The organism is Micromonospora echinospora (assembly GCF_014203425.1).
Classification (GTDB): Bacteria; Actinomycetota; Actinomycetes; order Mycobacteriales; family Micromonosporaceae; genus Micromonospora; species Micromonospora echinospora_A.
On the sequence record NZ_JACHJC010000001.1, the window covers coordinates 1,695,759 to 1,712,296 of the forward strand.

17 protein-coding genes are annotated in these 16,538 nt (G+C 72.7%); 12 read left to right on the plus strand and 5 right to left on the minus strand.

The features are described 5' to 3' along the window. Window positions 1–990 (minus strand): L-glyceraldehyde 3-phosphate reductase, encoded by a 990-nt coding sequence (mgrA, locus tag FHU28_RS08125; protein WP_184682421.1) that lies wholly within the window; start codon window positions 988–990, stop codon window positions 1–3. A 57-nt stretch (window positions 991–1,047) separates the two neighbouring features. Here mgrA and FHU28_RS08130 point away from each other — a divergent pair, with 57 nt between their 5' ends. The 5 genes from FHU28_RS08130 to FHU28_RS08150 all read left to right on the plus strand — a co-directional run bounded on the left by FHU28_RS08130 (window position 1,048) and on the right by FHU28_RS08150 (window position 7,647). Continuing rightward, window positions 1,048–2,016, plus strand: coding sequence for an aldo/keto reductase (locus FHU28_RS08130; RefSeq protein WP_184682423.1), 969 nt, complete (start codon window positions 1,048–1,050; stop codon window positions 2,014–2,016). Window positions 2,017–2,084: 68 nt separating this feature from the next. After that, complete coding sequence (locus tag FHU28_RS08135) at window positions 2,085–3,572, plus strand: magnesium chelatase ATPase subunit I (protein WP_184682425.1); 1,488 nt, start codon at window positions 2,085–2,087, stop codon at window positions 3,570–3,572. 2 nt (window positions 3,573–3,574) lie between these two features. Continuing rightward, on the plus strand, window positions 3,575–5,530 hold the full coding sequence (locus tag FHU28_RS08140) for a vWA domain-containing protein (RefSeq protein ID WP_184682427.1): 1,956 nt from the start codon (window positions 3,575–3,577) through the stop codon (window positions 5,528–5,530). Window positions 5,531–6,457: 927 nt separating this feature from the next. Then, the gene (locus FHU28_RS08145) at window positions 6,458–7,033 is read left to right on the plus strand and encodes a hypothetical protein (protein ID WP_184682430.1); all 576 of its coding nucleotides are present in this window, start codon (window positions 6,458–6,460) and stop codon (window positions 7,031–7,033) included. 137 nt (window positions 7,034–7,170) lie between these two features. After that, window positions 7,171–7,647: a hypothetical protein gene (locus tag FHU28_RS08150; RefSeq protein WP_184689344.1), complete on the plus strand. Its 477-nt coding sequence runs from the start codon at window positions 7,171–7,173 to the stop codon at window positions 7,645–7,647. 22 nt (window positions 7,648–7,669) lie between these two features. On the opposite strand, the gene FHU28_RS08155 is transcribed toward FHU28_RS08150, so the two are convergent. Then, entirely contained in the window at window positions 7,670–8,761 is a 1,092-nt protein-coding gene (locus FHU28_RS08155; protein WP_184682432.1) for a GlxA family transcriptional regulator, read from the minus strand. A gap of 71 nt (window positions 8,762–8,832) precedes the next feature. Between FHU28_RS08155 and FHU28_RS08160 the strand changes: the two genes are divergently transcribed. Then, a complete protein-coding gene (locus FHU28_RS08160) occupies window positions 8,833–10,131 on the plus strand; it encodes an MFS transporter (RefSeq protein WP_184682434.1) in 1,299 nt (432 codons plus the stop codon). Between the two features lie 27 nt (window positions 10,132–10,158). On the opposite strand, the gene FHU28_RS08165 is transcribed toward FHU28_RS08160, so the two are convergent. Genes FHU28_RS08165 through FHU28_RS08175 form a run of 3 tightly spaced genes read right to left on the minus strand, consistent with a single transcriptional unit; the run spans window position 10,159 to window position 11,725 of the window. Next, window positions 10,159–10,881, minus strand: coding sequence for an RICIN domain-containing protein (locus tag FHU28_RS08165; protein ID WP_184682436.1), 723 nt, complete (start codon window positions 10,879–10,881; stop codon window positions 10,159–10,161). A 48-nt stretch (window positions 10,882–10,929) separates the two neighbouring features. After that, window positions 10,930–11,214: a DUF427 domain-containing protein gene (locus FHU28_RS08170; RefSeq protein WP_030501939.1), complete on the minus strand. Its 285-nt coding sequence runs from the start codon at window positions 11,212–11,214 to the stop codon at window positions 10,930–10,932. A 40-nt stretch (window positions 11,215–11,254) separates the two neighbouring features. After that, a complete protein-coding gene (locus FHU28_RS08175; protein ID WP_184682438.1) occupies window positions 11,255–11,725 on the minus strand; it encodes an aminoacyl-tRNA deacylase in 471 nt (156 codons plus the stop codon). A 91-nt stretch (window positions 11,726–11,816) separates the two neighbouring features. Between FHU28_RS08175 and FHU28_RS08180 the strand changes: the two genes are divergently transcribed. From FHU28_RS08180 to FHU28_RS08205, 6 genes are all read left to right on the plus strand, one after another. Further along, window positions 11,817–13,202: an FAD-binding oxidoreductase gene (locus FHU28_RS08180; RefSeq protein WP_184682440.1), complete on the plus strand. Its 1,386-nt coding sequence runs from the start codon at window positions 11,817–11,819 to the stop codon at window positions 13,200–13,202. Beyond that, the gene (locus FHU28_RS08185) at window positions 13,199–14,542 is read left to right on the plus strand and encodes a class I SAM-dependent methyltransferase (RefSeq protein ID WP_184682442.1); all 1,344 of its coding nucleotides are present in this window, start codon (window positions 13,199–13,201) and stop codon (window positions 14,540–14,542) included. The genes FHU28_RS08180 and FHU28_RS08185 overlap by 4 nt, the downstream gene beginning before the upstream one ends. A 91-nt stretch (window positions 14,543–14,633) precedes the next feature. Continuing rightward, window positions 14,634–15,194: a winged helix-turn-helix domain-containing protein gene (locus FHU28_RS08190; RefSeq protein ID WP_184682444.1), complete on the plus strand. Its 561-nt coding sequence runs from the start codon at window positions 14,634–14,636 to the stop codon at window positions 15,192–15,194. After that, window positions 15,187–16,014, plus strand: coding sequence for an SRPBCC family protein (locus FHU28_RS08195; protein WP_184682446.1), 828 nt, complete (start codon window positions 15,187–15,189; stop codon window positions 16,012–16,014). Before FHU28_RS08190 ends, FHU28_RS08195 begins: the two co-directional genes overlap by 8 nt. A 78-nt stretch (window positions 16,015–16,092) precedes the next feature. Then, window positions 16,093–16,326 carry a zinc-ribbon domain-containing protein gene (locus FHU28_RS08200; RefSeq protein ID WP_184682448.1) on the plus strand — a complete coding sequence of 78 codons (234 nt, stop codon included), beginning with the start codon at window positions 16,093–16,095 and terminating at the stop codon, window positions 16,324–16,326. A 2-nt stretch (window positions 16,327–16,328) separates the two neighbouring features. After that, window positions 16,329–16,505 (plus strand): hypothetical protein, encoded by a 177-nt coding sequence (locus FHU28_RS08205; RefSeq protein WP_184682451.1) that lies wholly within the window; start codon window positions 16,329–16,331, stop codon window positions 16,503–16,505. Window positions 16,506–16,538 lie beyond the last annotated feature (33 nt).

Consider the following 16,538-nt stretch of genomic DNA (forward strand, 5'->3'; position numbering starts at 1 on the left):
TCAGCCGAGCAGGCCCTCGATCTCGGCCAGGTCGTCACCGGCGAGGTCGAGGTTGTCCAGCACGGCCACGTTGCCCTCCAACTGCGCGACGCTGCTCGCGCCGATGATGAGGCTGGTCATGCGCGGGTCGCGCAGCGCCCAGGCGAGAGCGAGCTGGGCCAGCGTCTGGCCGCGCCGCTCGGCCACCGCCGCGAGCCCGCGGACCGTCGCCATCGTCTCCTCGTCGAGGTCGCTCTCGTTGAGGAAGACGCTCGTACGCACCCGGGAGTCGGCCGGAATGCCCGTGAGGTAACGGTCGGTGAGCAGGCCCTGGGCGAGCGGGCTGTACGCGATGCAGCCGGCGCCCACGCGCTCCAGCGTGTCCAGCAGGCCGTCGCTCTCCGTCCAGCGGTTCATCATCGAGTACGACGGCTGGTTGATCAGCAGCGGCGTACCAAGGTCGCGCAGGATCTCGGCGGCGCGCTCGGTCTGCTCCGAGTCGTAGTTGGAGATGCCGACGTAGAGCGCCTTGCCGGAGCGGACGATCGCGTCGAGCGCGCCCATCGTCTCCTCCAGCGGAGTCTCCGGGTCGAAGCGGTGCGAGTAGAAGATGTCGACGTAGTCCAGCCCGAGGCGGCGCAGCGACTGGTCCAGCGACGAGATCAGGTACTTGCGCGAGCCCCATTCGCCGTACGGGCCGGGCCACATCAGGTAGCCGGCCTTGCTGGAGATCACCAGCTCGTCCCGGTACGGCTTCAGGTCGGTGGCGACCAGCCGGCCGAAGTTCTCCTCCGCCGAACCGGGCGGTGGGCCGTAGTTGTTGGCCAGGTCGAAGTGGGTGATGCCGAGGTCGAAGGCGCGGCGGACGATGTCGCGCTGCCGCTCGAAGGGCCGGTCCGGTCCGAAGTTGTGCCACAGGCCGAGGGAGATCACGGGGAGCTTCAGCCCGCTCCGGCCGCTGCGCCGGTAGCTCATCTCCTGGTAACGGTCGTCGCTGGCGAGGTAAGTCACGAGGCCATTCTGTCCGCAGCGGAGTGCTGTCGCCGCGGCGCGGGTACGTTCGGCCTCATGCGTTACGTGCGGCTCGACACCCCCAAGCCCATCTCCAAGATCGGTCTCGGCACCTGGCAGTTCGGCTCCAAGGAGTGGGGCTACGGCTCCGAGTACGAGCGCCGGGCCGCCGAGATCGTGCGACGGGCGCTCGACCTGGGCGTCACCCTGTTCGACACCGCCGAGCTGTACGGCTTCGGCCGCAGCGAGCGCATCCTCGGCGCGGCGCTCGGCGACGACCGGGCCAAGGTGGTGGTCGCCAGCAAGATCTTCCCGCTGCTGCCGGTCGCCCCCGTCGTGCAGCAGCGCGCCGTCGCCTCCGCCGCCCGGCTCGGCGTCGACGGCATCGACCTCTACCAGGTGCACCAGGCCAACCCGGTGGTCGCCGACACCACCACCATGCGCGGCATGCGCTCGCTGCAGGACGTCGGACTGGTCGGCGAGGTCGGCGTCAGCAACTACGGCCTGCGCCGGTGGCGGTTCGCCGAGGCCGCGCTGGGCCGCCGGGTGCTGAGCAACCAGGTCCGCTACAGCATGATCGACCGCGGGCCCGAGGAAGACCTCATCCCGTACGCGGAGCAGGCCGGCCGCATCGTCATCGCGTACTCGCCGCTGGCGCAGGGCTTCCTCTCCGGCCGCTACGACGCCACGAACCCGCCCGCCGGGGCGGTACGCCGGGCCAACCCGTACTTCCTGCCGGAGAACCTGGAACGCGGCGCCGAGCTGATCGCCACGCTGCGCGAGGTCGCCGACGCGCACGACGCCACGCCGAGCCAGATCGCGCTCGCGTACGTGCTGCGGCACCCCAACGTGGTGGCCATCCCGGGCGCCTCCGGGGTCGAGCAGATGGAACGCAACGCGGCCGCCGCCGAGATCGACCTGACCGACGACGAGTACGCCGCGCTGGTCGCCGCCGCGCGCGCGTTCCGCCCGGTCACCGGCCTGGCCGCCGTGCCCCGGATGGTCCGCGCCCGCCTCGGGAAGTGAGCGGCGCTCCGGGTGCGTCAGGGTCGTGGATACGACGACAGGCGCACCCGGAGCCGGACCGCGCTAGCGTGGATCGGGTGACCGCTCCCAACCAGGTTCCCCCGGTTCCGCCCGCCGAGCTGCCGAGCACACTCGGCGCGCTGCGTGCGGCCGGCCACCAGTACCGCACGGTCAAGCAGGAACTCCGAGACAACCTCCTCGCCCGGATGGGCTCCGGCGAGGACCGCTTCCCCGGCATCGTGGGCTACGAGGACACGGTGCTGCCCGAGGTCGAGCGCGCGCTGCTCGCCGGGCACGACATGGTGCTGCTCGGCGAGCGCGGGCAGGGCAAGACCCGGCTGATCCGCTCGCTCGGCGCGCTGCTGGACGAGTGGACCCCGGTGATCCCCGGCTCGGTGCTCAACGAGCACCCGATGCACCCGATCACGCCCGCCTCCCGGGCGCTCGTCGAATCGGCCGGCGACGACCTGCCGATCGGCTGGCTGCACCGCTCGATGCGGTACGGCGAGAAGCTCGCCACGCCGGACACCAGCGTCGGTGACCTGATCGGCGACGTCGACCCGATCCGCCTCGCCCAGGGGCGCACGCTCGGCGACCCGGAGACCATCCACTTCGGGCTCGTACCGCGTACCAACCGGGGGATCTTCGCCGTCAACGAGCTGCCCGACCTGGCCGAACGCATCCAGGTGGCGCTGCTCAACGTGCTGGAGGAGCGCGACATCCAGGTCCGCGGCTACCAGCTGCGGCTGCCGCTGGACCTGCTGTTGGTGGCCAGCGCCAACCCGGAGGACTACACCAACCGGGGCCGGATCATCACGCCGCTGAAGGACCGGTTCGGCGCGGAGATCCGTACCCACTACCCGCTGGACCTGGAACTGGAGCTGGCGCTGATCCGGCAGGAGGCCGATCTGGTCGCCGCCGTGCCGGAGCACGTGCTGGAGGTGCTCGCCCGGTTCGCCCGCGACGTGCGGGAGTCGCCGTCGGTGGACCCGCGCTCCGGTGTGTCCGCCCGGTTCGCCATCGCCGCCGCGGAGACAGTGGCCGCCGCCGCGCTGCGCCGTTCCGGTCTGCTGGCCGGTGCCTCTGCCGTCGCCTCGGGTGGCGGTGCTGCGTCGTCGGCGTCTCGTCCGGAGGCGCCGGTGGCCCGGATCGGGGACACCGTCTCGGTCACCTCCACGCTGCGCGGGAAGGTCGAGTTCGAGAGCGGCGAGGAGGGACGCGAGATCGAGGTGCTCGCGCACCTGCTGCGTACCGCCACCGCCGAGACGTTCCGCGCCCGCCTGGCCGGGCTGGACCTGTCCGGCTTCACCGCGCTCGTCGCCGAGGGCGGCGCCGTCGAGACCGGGGAACTGGTCTCCTCGGCCGAGCTGCTGCGCCAGGTCGGCACCGTACCGGGGCTGGCCAAGGTGCTCGACCGGCTCGGGCTCGGCGACGCGCCCAGCCCGGAGGAGGCCGCCGCCGGCATCGAGTTCGTGCTGGAAGGACTGCACCTGACCCGGCGGCTCGGCAAGGACGTCACCGACTCCGGGCGCACCGTCTACGGGGACCGGGACTGACAGTGGCCGGCGGCAACCGCTTCCGGTACGGGCAGTGGCGCGGCGGACCCGACCCGCTCGCCCCGCCGTACGACGTGCGCGCCGCGGTGGACGCGGTCGGTTCGGACGTGCTCGCCGGCGGCAGCCTGCGCGAGTCGCTTCGCGAGCTGCTGCGGCGCGGCCCGCAGGGGCGGGGTGGGCTGGACGACCTCGCCGCCCGGGCCCGCCGCATGCGTCGCGAGGCGCTGCGCCGCGGTGACCTCGACGGCGCCGTCACCCGGGCCCGGGCGCTGCTCGACCAGGCGCTCGCCGCCGAACGCGACGAGCTGCGCGGCCGCGACGGCGACGACGCCCGGTTCGCCGAGGCCGTGCTCGACAACCTGCCCCGCTCCACCGCCCGCGCGGTGTCGGAGCTTTCCGGGTACGACTGGGCCAGCGCCGAAGCGCGGCAGACGTACCAGCGTATCCTCGACGGGTTGCGTGGCGACGTGCTGGAGCAGCGCTTCGCCGGGCTGCGCGACGCGGCGCGGGCCGCCGCCGACCCGGCCGCCCAGCGGCAGCTCGCCGAGATGATGCGCGACCTCAACGACCTGCTCGCCCGGCACGCGCGGTCGGAGGACACCACCGACGCGTTCGCCGAGTTCATGCGCCGGCACGGGGAGTTCTTCCCCGAGCGGCCCACTAACGTCGACGAGCTGATCGACGTGCTGGCCCGCCGGGCCGCCGCGGGTGAGCGGCTGATGCGGTCGCTGTCCGACCGGCAGCGCGAGGAACTGGCCGGACTGATGCGCCAGTCGCTCGGCGACCGGCTGGCCGGTGAGCTGTCCCAACTCGACGCCCACCTGCGGTCGCTGCGGCCGGACCTCAACTGGCAGCGCGGTGAGCGGGTCCGCGGCGACCAGCCGCTCGGCTACGGCGAGGCCACCGGCGCGCTGGACGAGATCGCCGAACTCGACGAGCTGCTGGACTCCCTCGACCAGGACCAGTCCGGCGGCACGCTCGACGACGTCGACGTGGAGGCGGTCGCCCGCACGCTGGGCCGCGACGCCGCCGACGACGTACGCCGGCTGCAGGAGCTGGAACGCGAGCTGCGCCGCCAGGGCTGGGTCACCCGCGACGCGGACGGGCTGACGCTCAGCCCGAAGGCGCTGCGCCGCCTCGCGAGCACCGCGCTGCGGCGTGTCTTCGCCGACCTGACGGCCGGCCCGCGCGGCCAGCACGACCTCCGCACCGCAGGCGCGGCAGGCGAGGTGAGCGGCGCGTCCCGCCCCTGGGAGTACGGCGACGAGCAGCCGCTGGACGTGGTGCGCACGCTCACCCGGGCGGTACACCGGGCCGGGCCCGGAGTGCCGGTGCCGCTCGCGGTCGAGGACTTCGAGGTGGTGGAGACCGAGCGGCGGGCGTCGGCGGCTGTGGTGCTCTGCGTCGACCTGTCGTACTCGATGATCTCGCAGGGCCGCTGGGGTCCGATGAAGCAGACCGCGCTGGCCCTGTCGCATCTGATGGCCACCCGGTTCCCGCAGGACGCGTTGCAGATCGTCGGCTTCGGCCGGGAGGCGATGCCGCTCACCCAGCAGGAGCTGGCGGCGGTGGAGCCGGACATGCAGCAGGGCACCAATCTGCAGCACGCGCTGCGGCTCGCCGGCCGGCACCTGCGCCGCCATCCGGGCGCCGAGCCGGTGGTGCTCGTGGTCACCGACGGCGAGCCCACAGCGCACCTGGACCCGGAGGACGGCGAGGCGTACTTCCACTGGCCGCCGCTGCCGGAGACCATCTCGGCGACGATCCGGGAGGTGGACCGGCTGACCCGGTACGGCGCCACGCTCAACCTGTTCATGCTGGGCGACGACCCGGGACTGCGCCGGTTCGTGGACGCGGTGGCACGGCGCTCGGGTGGCCGGATGTTCACCCCAGACCTGGACGACCTGGGCGAGTACGTGGTGTCCGACTACCTACGCGCCCGCCACGGCCGCCGCTGACGCCCTCGCGCTCCCCTCGTCGATCTTGGACTTGTGGCGCCCAGGATGCCCGGTTTACACCCTTCGCGAGGTGCCACAACTCCAAGATCGCCGACCCAAGGCTCCTCGGGGGAGTTTCTTCGGCGCCCCAACCCGCCCAGGGCTCCCTGGGGCCGCGCGCGATCTTGCACTTTGGTACCCCGCAAACCGCGCGAATGGGACGCCCGGAGGGCTCGAACTGCAAGATCGCGTGCCTGTCGGCGGCCGCTGCGCTCCCGTCCAGCCACACCCCGCCCGAGGGCGTCGATCATGAACTTGACGGCACTCGGTGTCCGTTTTGCCGCCGCCAACCTCATGATCAACCCCTGTGTGGGGGCCTGGGAAGGGCCTCTTCGGGGGTGATCAAGGAGTTTGTGGTCTCGCGGGCGCCCGGAAGGTGCCGCAAACTCCTTGAGCACGGGGCGCAGAGCGAGGTGCCCGGCTGGGCGCGGTGAGGATCTGGCGCGTGTGGGGTGGGTGTCCGGTTCGGGGGTGGTGGGTGGCACTCTGGTGGTGGAATCGTGGGCGGGTCGGTGGCGTTGTAATCAGGTGACTGACCGAGCAAGGCCACGCCCCCTCAAGGCGGCGGCGGGTATGGGAACGGTCCGGGGCTGCCGGTCGTTGAGTTCGGTTGCGGCGGCGTGAGCCGCGGGAATCATCTCGCCCGGCCGGTCGTTGAGCCTGGTTCCGACGACGTGAACCCGCGCCGCCCCGCCGGTGGCGTGAGGCCCCGGGAATGACGCCGGGCCGCGGGTCGTTGGACATCCTTCCGGCGCCGCGCCGAGGCCCCCGGGCCCCGCGAGCAGCCGAGATCCCCCGCGAAGACTTCTGTTGAGCGCCTGACGGTGCTCGCACCCGCGCCGAACCCCCTGTCGGTGTGGGCGTCGATCCCCCGAATGGAGCCCCATCATGAACACGATTCTGCGTAAGAGCGTCCTGGGTATTGCTGGTCTGGCCTTCACCGGTGGCGTGTTCGCCGGCCCGGTCGCCGCGCACGCGGCTGACACCACGGCCAACGCCAAGCCGGTCACGGCCACCGTCCAGTCGGACAAGCTGATCCCGCACGGTGTGCAGGGCAACCAGTCGCGCATCGAGTTGAACGACGAGCAGACCGCGAATGTGAAGGCGATCATCGCGGCCACGAAGAAGGCCGGCATGGACGAACGCGCCGCCGTCGTCTCCATCGCCACCGCGTTGCAGGAGTCGAAGCTGGAGAACCTCGGCCACCTCGGTGACCGCAACGACCACGACTCGCAGGGCCTGTTCCAGCAGCGCCCCTCCAGCGGGTGGGGCACGGTCGAGCAGATCACCGACCCCGAATACTCCACCACCGCGTTCCTGAAGGGTCTGAAGCAGGTCGACGGCTGGCAGGACATGCCACTGACCAAGGCCGCCCAGACCGTCCAGGTCTCCGCCTACCCCGACCACTACGCCCAGTGGGAGCAGCAGGCCGCCGACCTCGTCGCCGAACACTGGAACAAGTAACAGACACACGTGAAAGGCCGGCACCCCCAAGACGGGGTGCCGGCCTTTTCGCCTGTCCGGACCCGTCCGGGTGAACCCGGCGCGGTAGCCGGGGTGGGCGCGGCAGCGGCGGGGGTTGGATGCGACACATGGACGAGGTGGACGTCGCGGCACTACGGCAGGCGTACGACGAACTGCTCGCGGAGATCGACGCGGGCGGGTTCGGGCCGCCGCCGGAGGGTCAGTTGAGCGCTGAGCAGATCGTGGCGCACCTCGCCGCCAACGACGAGCTGATGAGCGAGGCGACTGAGGCGGTGCTGGCCGGCTCGCCGTTCGCCTACTACGACCTGGACACCATCCACCGGCCCCAACTGGACGCGCTGGTGTCCGAGTGCGGCGGGTTGGACGGCCTGGCCGCGCTGTTCCGGGCCACCAGCCAGAAGCTGTGCGCGCTGGCCGAGCGGCTCGGCCCGGCGGCGGAGACACCTGTGGACACGGTGCTGCGCGAGGGCTTCGACCTGGACGTGGACGACTCGCTGCCGTGGGGCAGAGCCCTGGATCTGCACATCCGCGTGCACCTGCCGCTGCATCTCACCCAGCTCCGCGCCCTGCGCCGCCAGCCCCACCTCGCCTGACCGTCAGACCGCCCGCCGCCGATCATGCAGTTGTGGCAGTGGACAACTCCGACACGTCCGGCCTTCCCGGCGCCACAACTCCAAGATCGGCGGGACCAGGCGAGGGCGGGGCAGCGGGCGAAGGCGGGGCGGGGGAGGCCGCGGGGGAAGGGCGGCGGAACGTCCGGCGGTACGCGCTCGGTGCCACGCCCACCCGGGAGTGGAAGTGCTGGCGCAGCGCGGCGGTGGTGCCGAAGCCCGCGTCCCGGGCGATGCGGTCGACGCTCAGGTCAGTGGTCTCCAGGAGCACCCGGGCGTGCTCGGTGCGCTGCTGGAGCAGCCACTGCGCCGGGCTGAGCCCGGTCTCGGAGCGGAAGTGCCGGGTGAACGTGCGGACGCTCATCCGCGCGTGCGCCGCCATCTCGCGCAACGCCATTGGCTCGTGCAGGCGCTGCCGGGCCCACTCGCGGGTGGCGGCGGTGCCGTGGTCCGCGCCCCGGGGCACCGGCCGTTCGATGTACTGGGCCTGCCCGCCGTCGCGCCACGGCGGCACCACGCAGCGCCGGGCCGCCCGGTTGGCCACCGCGCTGCCGTGGTCGGTGCGGACGACGTGCAGGCACAGGTCGATGCCGGCGGCCACCCCGGCCGAGGTGAGCACGCGCCCGTCGTCGACGAAGAGCACGTCGGGATCGAGTCGTACGCCGGGGTGCAGGCGGCGGAAGCGCGGCGCGTACGCCCAGTGGGTGGTGGCCGGGCGGCCATCGAGCAGGCCGGCGGCGGCGAGCACGAACGCGCCGGTGCAGATGGACATGACGCGGGCGCCCCGGGCGTACGCGGCGCGCAGCGCGTCGGCCACCTCGGCGGCCATCGTGCCGTCGCGCAGCGGCGAACCGGCGTGGATGCCGGGGACGATCACGGTGTCGGCGCTGTCGAGGAGTTCCAGGCCGTGGTCGGGGAGCACCTGGAAGCCGGCGCTGCTGCGTACCGGCTGCCCGCCCGGGGTGCAGGTCGCGACGGCGTACAGGGGGACGCCGTCGTCGGTGCGGGCGGCGCCGAAGACCTGGGCCGGGGTGCCGAGGTCGATCGCGATCACGCCGTCGAGGGCGAGGACGGCCACCCGGTGCGGTACGGACATGGCCCGATTATTGCGCACGATGGCTTTCCGGCCACTCGTCGCCGAGGCCATCCCGGTCCGAGACTCGGCTGGTGACCCGATCCCGCCTGCATCCGGCCTGGCTCGTCGCTGCTGTCGCCTTCGTCGCGCTGGTCGGCGCGGCCGGCTTCCGGGCCACCCCCGGCGTGCTGCTGCACCCGCTGCACGCCGAGTTCGGCTGGCCGCTGGCGACCATCTCCGCGGCCGTCTCGGTCAACCTGCTGCTGTACGGCCTCACCGCGCCGTTCGCCGCCGCGCTGATGGACCGGTTCGGCATCCGCCGGGTGGTGGCCGCGGCACTGGTGCTGGTGGCCGTCGGCAGTGGCCTGACCGTGGGGATGACCGAGAGCTGGCAGCTACTGCTCTGCTGGGGCGTCCTCGTCGGGCTGGGTACCGGCTCGATGGCCCTGGCGTTCGTGGCGACGGTGACCGGACGCTGGTTCGTCAAGCGCCGCGGCCTGGTGACCGGTGTGCTCACCGCCGGTGGGGCGGCCGGGCAGCTCGTCTTCCTCCCGCTGTTGGCGGTGCTGGTGCGCGACCACGGCTGGCGCACGGCGGCACTCGTCGTGGCCGGAGGCGCGCTGGCGGTCGTACCCCTTGTGGTGTGGTTGTTGCGCGAGCACCCGGCGGACCTGGGCCGGCCCGCTTATGGCGCGACCGAGGTCGTGCCGCCGCCGCGGCCGGAGGGCGGCGCGGCGGCCCGGGCGGTCGGCGCGCTCGCCGCCGCCGCGCGGACGCGGCCGTTCTGGCTGCTCGCCGGTGGTTTCGCGATCTGCGGCGCGACCACGAACGGCCTGGTGGGTACGCACTTCGTGCCTGCGGCGCACGACCACGGCATGCCGGAGACCACAGCGGCCGGGCTGCTCGCCCTGGTCGGGCTCTTCGACATCGCCGGTTCGATCGCCTCCGGCTGGCTCACCGACCGGGTCGACGCCCGGCTGCTGCTCGGCGCCTACTACGCGCTGCGCGGGGCGTCGCTGCTGGTGCTGCCGAGTCTGTTCGCCGGGTCGGCCCGGCCGAGCATGCTTGTCTTCATCGTTTTCTACGGGCTGGACTGGGTGGCCACCGTGCCGCCGACGGTGGCGCTGTGCCGGGAGTGGTTCGGCGCGTCCGGTGCTGTGGTGTTCGGCTGGGTGTTCGCCGCGCACCAGTTCGGCGCCGCGCTCGCGGCCACCGGTGCGGGCCTGGTCCGGGACCGGCTCGGCGACTACGCGACGGCCTGGTACGTGGCGGGCGCGCTGTCCGTCGGCGCGGCCGGGCTGTCCCTGCTGCTGCGGCGCCGTCCCGCCGACGAGCCCGCGTTCGCGCTGCCGGTGGTCGCGGGCCGGCGGGCCTGGAGCTACCGCGGCTGACCGGCCGGAGTCACCGGGGGTGACCGGTCAGCCGACCGCCCACTGCTGCTCGGGAGCGCCGCTGCACGGCGCCTGCTCCAGCTCGCGGCCGGGCTCGGTGCCCGCGTCGTCGACCTGGGTGCACTTGCCGCTGTGCACGGCGACCAGCAGCGCCACGCCCTCGCCGGCCTGCTGGAACCGCCACTGCTGGTTGGCCTGCCCGTTGCAGGACCACTGCTGCACGTCCGCGCCGTCGTCGGTCTTCGCCTCGTTGACGTCCAGGCACTTGCTGCTCGCGGCGTTGACGAGCAGGTAGGTGTCGTTCGTGACCGGCGTGACCACCCACTGCTGCTCGGGCCCGCCGGTGCAGTCGGCGAGCGCGGCCTGCGCGCCCTCGGCCTCGTCGCCCGTCACGCCGAGGCAGCGCCCGGACGGCACGCCCCGGAGCACCTTCGGGGTGGCCACCGGCGCGGCGGGCTTGGTCGGCGCCGCGCTCGGCGAGGGCGACGACGACGGCGTGGGCTCGGCCGTCGGTTCCACGCTCGGCTCGCTCGGCGCAGCGGTCGGCACTGCCGCCGCCGGCACCACAGGCCGCTCGTTGCCGCCGCCGAGCACGCCGGTGGCGAAGAAGGCCCCGAGGAGTACGCCCGTCGCGCCGACGCCCAGCGCGATCCGCATCAGCGGGTCCTGCGGCAGCCGGAGACCACGGGCGCCACGGGCGCGGCGGGCCCCGTAGACGGTGCCGGACGGGTCGGAGTGCGGGTCGGCCATGGGGGCATAGTGACCCACCGGGGCGGCCGGGTGCCAGTCGAGCCGGTGTCAGTCGACGACCCGGACGTCCTTCCAGAACGCCACCCGGTCGCGGACCATCTCCGCCTCCGGCTTCGGGTCGCTGTAGTACCAGACGGCGTCGGGGCTGGTGGCGCCGCCGTGTTCGAGCGTGTAGTAGGAGGCGGTGCCCTTCCACGGGCAGACCGTGTGGGTGTCGGAGGGACGGATCAGGTCCTCGCGCAGGGCCGTACGGGGGAAGTAGTGGTTGCCCTCGACCAGCACTGTGTCGTCGCTCTCGGCGACGACGAGATCGTTCCAGACGGCTTTCGGCATGTTCTCCACGCTATGCCGCCGGCCGCCCACCGGCCACCGGTCAGCGCGTCGGCTCCTCGTCGGTCACGTCGGCCACCGTCGCGTCGAGCGCGGCCAGCGCGGTGTCCGCGTCGACCGCGACGGCGAGGCCGTGCTCGCCCGCGCCGAGCGTGATCTCCCGGCCGCGCAGCCGCTCGTCGGCGACCACCGGCCAGGCGGTGCTGGACCCGAACGGCGTGATGGTGCCGCGCGCGTACCCGGTGGCGTCCTTCGCCGCGGCGGCGTCCGGCATCGACAGCCGGCTCACCCCGAGCAGGGCGCGCAGCTTCGGCCAGGAGATCACCCGGCCGCCGGGGGTCAGTACGAACAGCAGGTCGTCCTCGCCGCGGCGGATCACGATCGTCTTGACGACGTCCGGCACCTCGACGCCGCGCGCGGCGGCCGCCTCGGCGAGGCTCGCCACCGGCCCGTGCCGGATGACCCGGTACGGCAGACCGGTGTGGTCGAGAGCGGTCAGCGCGGGATTCGCCATGGCGGTCACGGTAACGCGCGTGTCGACGGCGTGTCGGCGAGGCCACCGTGGACGTCCCACGAATTGTCGTACCCGAGCGTAAGGTGATCTCATGCACGCTGTCCGTGATCATGAACGGGCGGTGGACACGCTGCGGCGCTCCTACGCCGCGGTGCCCGCCGGGGAACCCGTACGGCTGGCCAAGCAGACCTCGAACCTCTTCCGGCCCCGCTCCGCGCCGCGTACCCCGGGTCTGGACGTGAGCGGCCTGACCGGTGTGCTCGCCGTCGACCCGGCGGCCCGCACCGCCGACGTGCAGGGCATGTGCACCTACGAGGACCTGGTCGACGCGACGCTGCCGCACGGCCTGATGCCGCTGGTCGTGCCGCAGTTGCGCACGATCACGCTGGGCGGCGCGGTGACCGGGCTGGGCATCGAGTCCACCTCCTTCCGCAACGGCCTGCCGCACGAGTCGGTGCTGGAGATGGACGTGCTCACCGGCGCCGGGGAGATCGTCACGACCCGGCCCCGAGGCGAGCACGCCGACCTGCACCGGGCCTTCCCCAACTCGCTGGGCAGCCTCGGCTACGCCACCCGGCTGCGCATCGAGCTGCAACCGGTCCGCCGGTACGTGGCGCTGCGCAACATCCGGTTCACCCGCCTGGAGGAACTGGTCGACGCCGTCGGCGAGGTGGTCGCCAAGGGCGCCTGGGGTGGCGAGCCGGTCGACGCCATGGACGGGGTGGTGTTCAGCCCCGGCGAGTCCTACCTGGTGTTGGGCACGTTCACCGACGAGGCCGAGGGTGGCCCGTCCGACTACACCGGCCAGGACATCTACTACCGCTCGCTGCGTCGCCGCACCCGGGACACGCTCACCGCGTACGACTATCTCTGGCGGTGGGACACCGACTGGTTCTGGTGCTCGGCGGCGTTCGGGGTGCAGCATCCGGTGGTGCGGCGGCTGTGGCCGCGGCGCTACCGGCGCAGCGACGTCTACCACCGGATCGTGCGGCTGGAGCACCGGCACCAGGTGGCCGCCCGCGTCGACAGGTGGCGGGGCCGCCCGGCGCGTGAGCGTGTCGTGCAGGACGTGGAGGTCCCGCTGGACCGCACGCCCGAGTTCCTGCGCTGGTTCGCCGCGAACGTGGGCATGACGCCGGTCTGGCTGTGCCCGCTGCGGCTGCGCGAACCCGCCGGCCCCGGGTCCGCGAAGGCGTGGCCGCTATATCCGCTCCAACCGGGTGAAACGTATGTGAACATCGGCTTCTGGGGGAGCGTGCCCATCGCGGTGGGCGCCGCCGACGGCGACGTCAACCGGCAGATCGAGCGCATGGTGTCGGAGGTGGGCGGTCACAAGTCGCTCTACTCCGACGCGTACTACGACCGGGCGGCGTTCGACCGGCTCTACGGCGGGGACACCTGGCGCGCCGTGAAGGACCGCTACGACCCGGACCACCGGCTCACCGGACTGTACGAGAAGGCGGTATCCCGAGCATGAGTCTGACCGACCGAACACCCGGGGCGGCGAGCGCCCCGGCCGGCCCGCCGGCGGGCGGCCGGCGTACCGGACCCACAGTCGCGGACGTGGTCCGCGCGGTCACCACCGGCGACCTGCCCGTCCGGGTCACCGGCTACGACGGCAGCACGCTGGGCCCGGTCGACGCCGGGATCACCCTGGCGATCCGTACCGAGCGGGGCCTGTCCTACCTGCTCACCGCGCCGGGTGACCTGGGCATGGCCCGCGCCTACGTCAGCGGCGACCTGGGGCTGGAGGGCGTGCACCCGGGCGACCCGTACGAGGCGCTTCGGGTGATCAAGGACGAGGTGCCGCTGCGGATCCCGGCGATGAGCGAGGCGCTGGCGCTGGTCCGCGGGCTCGGCTGGGAACGGCTGCGTCCGCCGCCGCCCCCGCCGCAGGAGGCGGCGCCGCGGTGGCGGCGGCTGATGACCGGCCTGCGTCACTCGCGTACCCGGGACAGCAGCGTGATCTCCCACCACTACGACGTGTCGAACGCCTTCTACGAGAAGGTGCTCGGGCCGTCCATGACGTACACCTGCGCGGTCTTCCGCAGCCCCGGCGACACCCTGGAGGAGGCGCAGCGGGCCAAGTACGACCTGGTCGCCGGCAAGCTGGCGCTCAAGCCGGGGATGCGGCTGCTGGACGTCGGCTGCGGCTGGGGCGGCATGGTCCGGCACGCGGCCCGGGAGTACGGCGTCAAGGCGCTCGGCGTCACTTTGTCCCGCGCGCAGGCCGAGTGGGCGCGGGCCGCGATCGAGCGGGAAGGGCTGAGCGAGCTGGCGGAGGTGCGCCACCTCGACTACCGGGACGCGCCGCGCGAGCAGTTCGACGCGATCTCCTCGATCGGGCTGACCGAACACATCGGCGTGCGCAACTACCCGGCCTACTTCGGCGCGCTGCGCTCCCGGCTCAAGCCCGGCGGGCGGCTGCTCAACCACTGCATCACCCGCGCCGACAACCGGGCCCCGCACCGGTCCGGCGCGTTCATCGACAGGTATGTCTTCCCGGACGGCGAGCTGGCCGGTCCGGGCCGGCTGATCAGCGAGATCCACGACGCCGGGTTCGAGGTGCACCATGAGGAGAACCTGCGCCAGCACTACGCGCTGACCCTTGCCGGCTGGTGCCGCAACCTGGTCGAGCACTGGGACTTCTGTGTCGGCGAGGTCGGGCCGGGCACCGCAAGGGTGTGGGGGCTGTACATGGCCGGTTCCCGGCTGGCGTTCGAGCGCAACGGCATCCAGCTGCACCACGTGCTCGCCACGCACAGCGGCCCGGAGGGGGTGAACGGGTACCCGTTGCGTCCGGACTGGACGCCCTGACGCGACGTACCGACGAGAGGCCGCGCGGACCGCGCGGCCTCTCGTCAACGCCATTGACAAAGAAGTTTTGTACGTACAAACTGATTTTGCCATGAGAGACGTCCTGTACCTGGAACAGCGCGAGCAGGCCGAAGTCCTGCTCAAGCCGCAGCGCATCGAGGTGCTGCGGCAACTGGCCGAACCCCGCACCTGCACCGAGGTCGCGGGCCGGCTGGACCAGACGCCGCAGCGCGTCTACTACCACGTCAAGCAGCTCGTCGCGGCCGGGCTGGCCGAGCAGGTGGCGCAGCGGCAGGTGCGCGGCATCACCGAGGGCATCTACCAGGCCGTCGCCCGGTCGTACTGGCTCTCGCCCCGCCTTGTCGGCCGCATCGGCGGCGCCCGCCGGGCCCGCGACGAGCTGAGCCTCGGCTACCTGCTCGACCTCATGGAAGAGGTGCAGGCCGACATCGCCGCGCTGGACCGCGCCGCCCCCGAACTGCCGTCCATCGGCGTCTCCGGCGAGATCCGGGTGCCCGCCGAGCGACGGCAGGAGTTCCTGCACGACCTGCAGACGACGCTGCAGGACCTGTTCACGCGCTACGGCGGCGCCGAGGGGGACGCCTTCAAACTCGCCGTGGCCTGCTACCCGAAAGGCGACAAGCATGAGTGAGTCGATGACCATCCGCGCCCGCCTCGCCGCACCGATGGCGACCGTCCGCCGAGCCCTGACCGACCCCGCCGAGCTGCGCGTCTGGCTGGCCGAGCACGCCGAGGTCGAGCTGCCCCGGCGGTACGAGTTCTGGGGCCGCTACACGCCCGAAGGTGACGCGCCACACCAGCGGCTGCTGCACGTCGACGACGGCACACTGCGCTTCATGTGGACGCTCGACGGGGTGGAGACCACCACCGAGTTCGAGCTGGAGCCCGACGGCGACGGCACCCTGCTCACGCTGCGGCAGAGCCACTTCAACTACGAGGAGGCGATGAGCGGCAGCAGCATCCGGGGCGTGCTCCAGACCTTCTGGTACCTGGCGATCGCCAACCTCAACGACCACCTGGACGGACGACCGCTGCTGCCGCGTACCGACTTCACCTCCGCCGACCTGCGCGGCGAGGTGGTCATCGACGCGCCGATGGACAAGGTGTGGACGTCGCTCACCGACTCGGAACAGGTCACTGCCTGGTTCGGCCACCCGATCGGCGTCGAGCCCTGGGAGGGCGGCCGGTACGCGATGGGTGGCCTCGACGCCGGTGAGGCCGCGAAGGTGTTCGACGTGACACCGGGGCGGGCGCTGTCCATCGACTGGGGACCGGTCGGCGTGACCTCCTGGGAGCTGGCGGAGAGCGGCGGCAGGACGAAGCTGACGTTCGTGCAGTCCGGCTTCGACGAGGGCAACCCGCCGTACGCGGCCTGGAGCGGCAGCGTGGCCGGGTGGGCCGAGCTGCGCCGCTTCCACGAGGTGCCCGACTGGCAGCCGATCTGGGTGTAAGGAAGGGCCCCCTCTTAACGCCTCCGGTAGAGGAGGGGGCCCCTTTTAACACGGACCCCGGGTGGGTAATGCCGGGCGATGTTCTTCATCTTCGGGCTGCGCACCAAGGTCGTCAGGTCCGGCGTCGTCACCGAGGTCTGCCGCAACTGCGGCAACCAGGCCGCCCAGGTGATCACCCGCCGGGTCACCAAGTTCAGCCTCTTCTTCGTCCCGTTGATCCCGCTGCGCACCCGGTACTCGCAGCAGTGCACGTTCTGCGGCGCCGAGTACGACATCTCCCGCGCCGAGGCCCAGCGCCTCCCGGTCGGCTGACCGTGACCCGTTTCCTCTACTGGCTGATCGGCCGGCAGCCGGCCGCTCCGATCGCCCCGCCGGTGCACACCGCCGCGCGTCCGCCCTGCACGCCGGGCCGCCGGCACCGTCGCCGTCGTCGTCCGGACGCGGGCGCGCAGTCGCCCCGCGCGCCCTGGAACCGCTCCGCCGGCCGGTGACCGGACGGTCCCCCTGTGTTAACAAGGGGCCCT

Excerpts from the sequence above, each read along its gene's own strand:
- FHU28_RS08130 (WP_184682423.1), top strand. The coding sequence starts at position 1,048 with ATGCGTTACGTGCGGCTCGACACCCCCAAGCCCATCTCCAAGATCGGT.
- FHU28_RS08145 (WP_184682430.1), top strand. The coding sequence starts at position 6,458 with ATGAACACGATTCTGCGTAAGAGCGTCCTGGGTATTGCTGGTCTGGCC.
- FHU28_RS08155 (WP_184682432.1), bottom strand. The coding sequence starts at position 8,761 with ATGTCCGTACCGCACCGGGTGGCCGTCCTCGCCCTCGACGGCGTGATC.
- FHU28_RS08165 (WP_184682436.1), bottom strand. The coding sequence starts at position 10,881 with ATGGCCGACCCGCACTCCGACCCGTCCGGCACCGTCTACGGGGCCCGC.
- FHU28_RS08170 (WP_030501939.1), bottom strand. The coding sequence starts at position 11,214 with ATGCCGAAAGCCGTCTGGAACGATCTCGTCGTCGCCGAGAGCGACGAC.
- FHU28_RS08175 (WP_184682438.1), bottom strand. The coding sequence starts at position 11,725 with ATGGCGAATCCCGCGCTGACCGCTCTCGACCACACCGGTCTGCCGTAC.
- FHU28_RS08180 (WP_184682440.1), top strand. The coding sequence starts at position 11,817 with ATGCACGCTGTCCGTGATCATGAACGGGCGGTGGACACGCTGCGGCGC.
- FHU28_RS08185 (WP_184682442.1), top strand. The coding sequence starts at position 13,199 with ATGAGTCTGACCGACCGAACACCCGGGGCGGCGAGCGCCCCGGCCGGC.
- FHU28_RS08190 (WP_184682444.1), top strand. The coding sequence starts at position 14,634 with ATGAGAGACGTCCTGTACCTGGAACAGCGCGAGCAGGCCGAAGTCCTG.
- FHU28_RS08195 (WP_184682446.1), top strand. The coding sequence starts at position 15,187 with ATGAGTGAGTCGATGACCATCCGCGCCCGCCTCGCCGCACCGATGGCG.
- FHU28_RS08200 (WP_184682448.1), top strand. The coding sequence starts at position 16,093 with ATGTTCTTCATCTTCGGGCTGCGCACCAAGGTCGTCAGGTCCGGCGTC.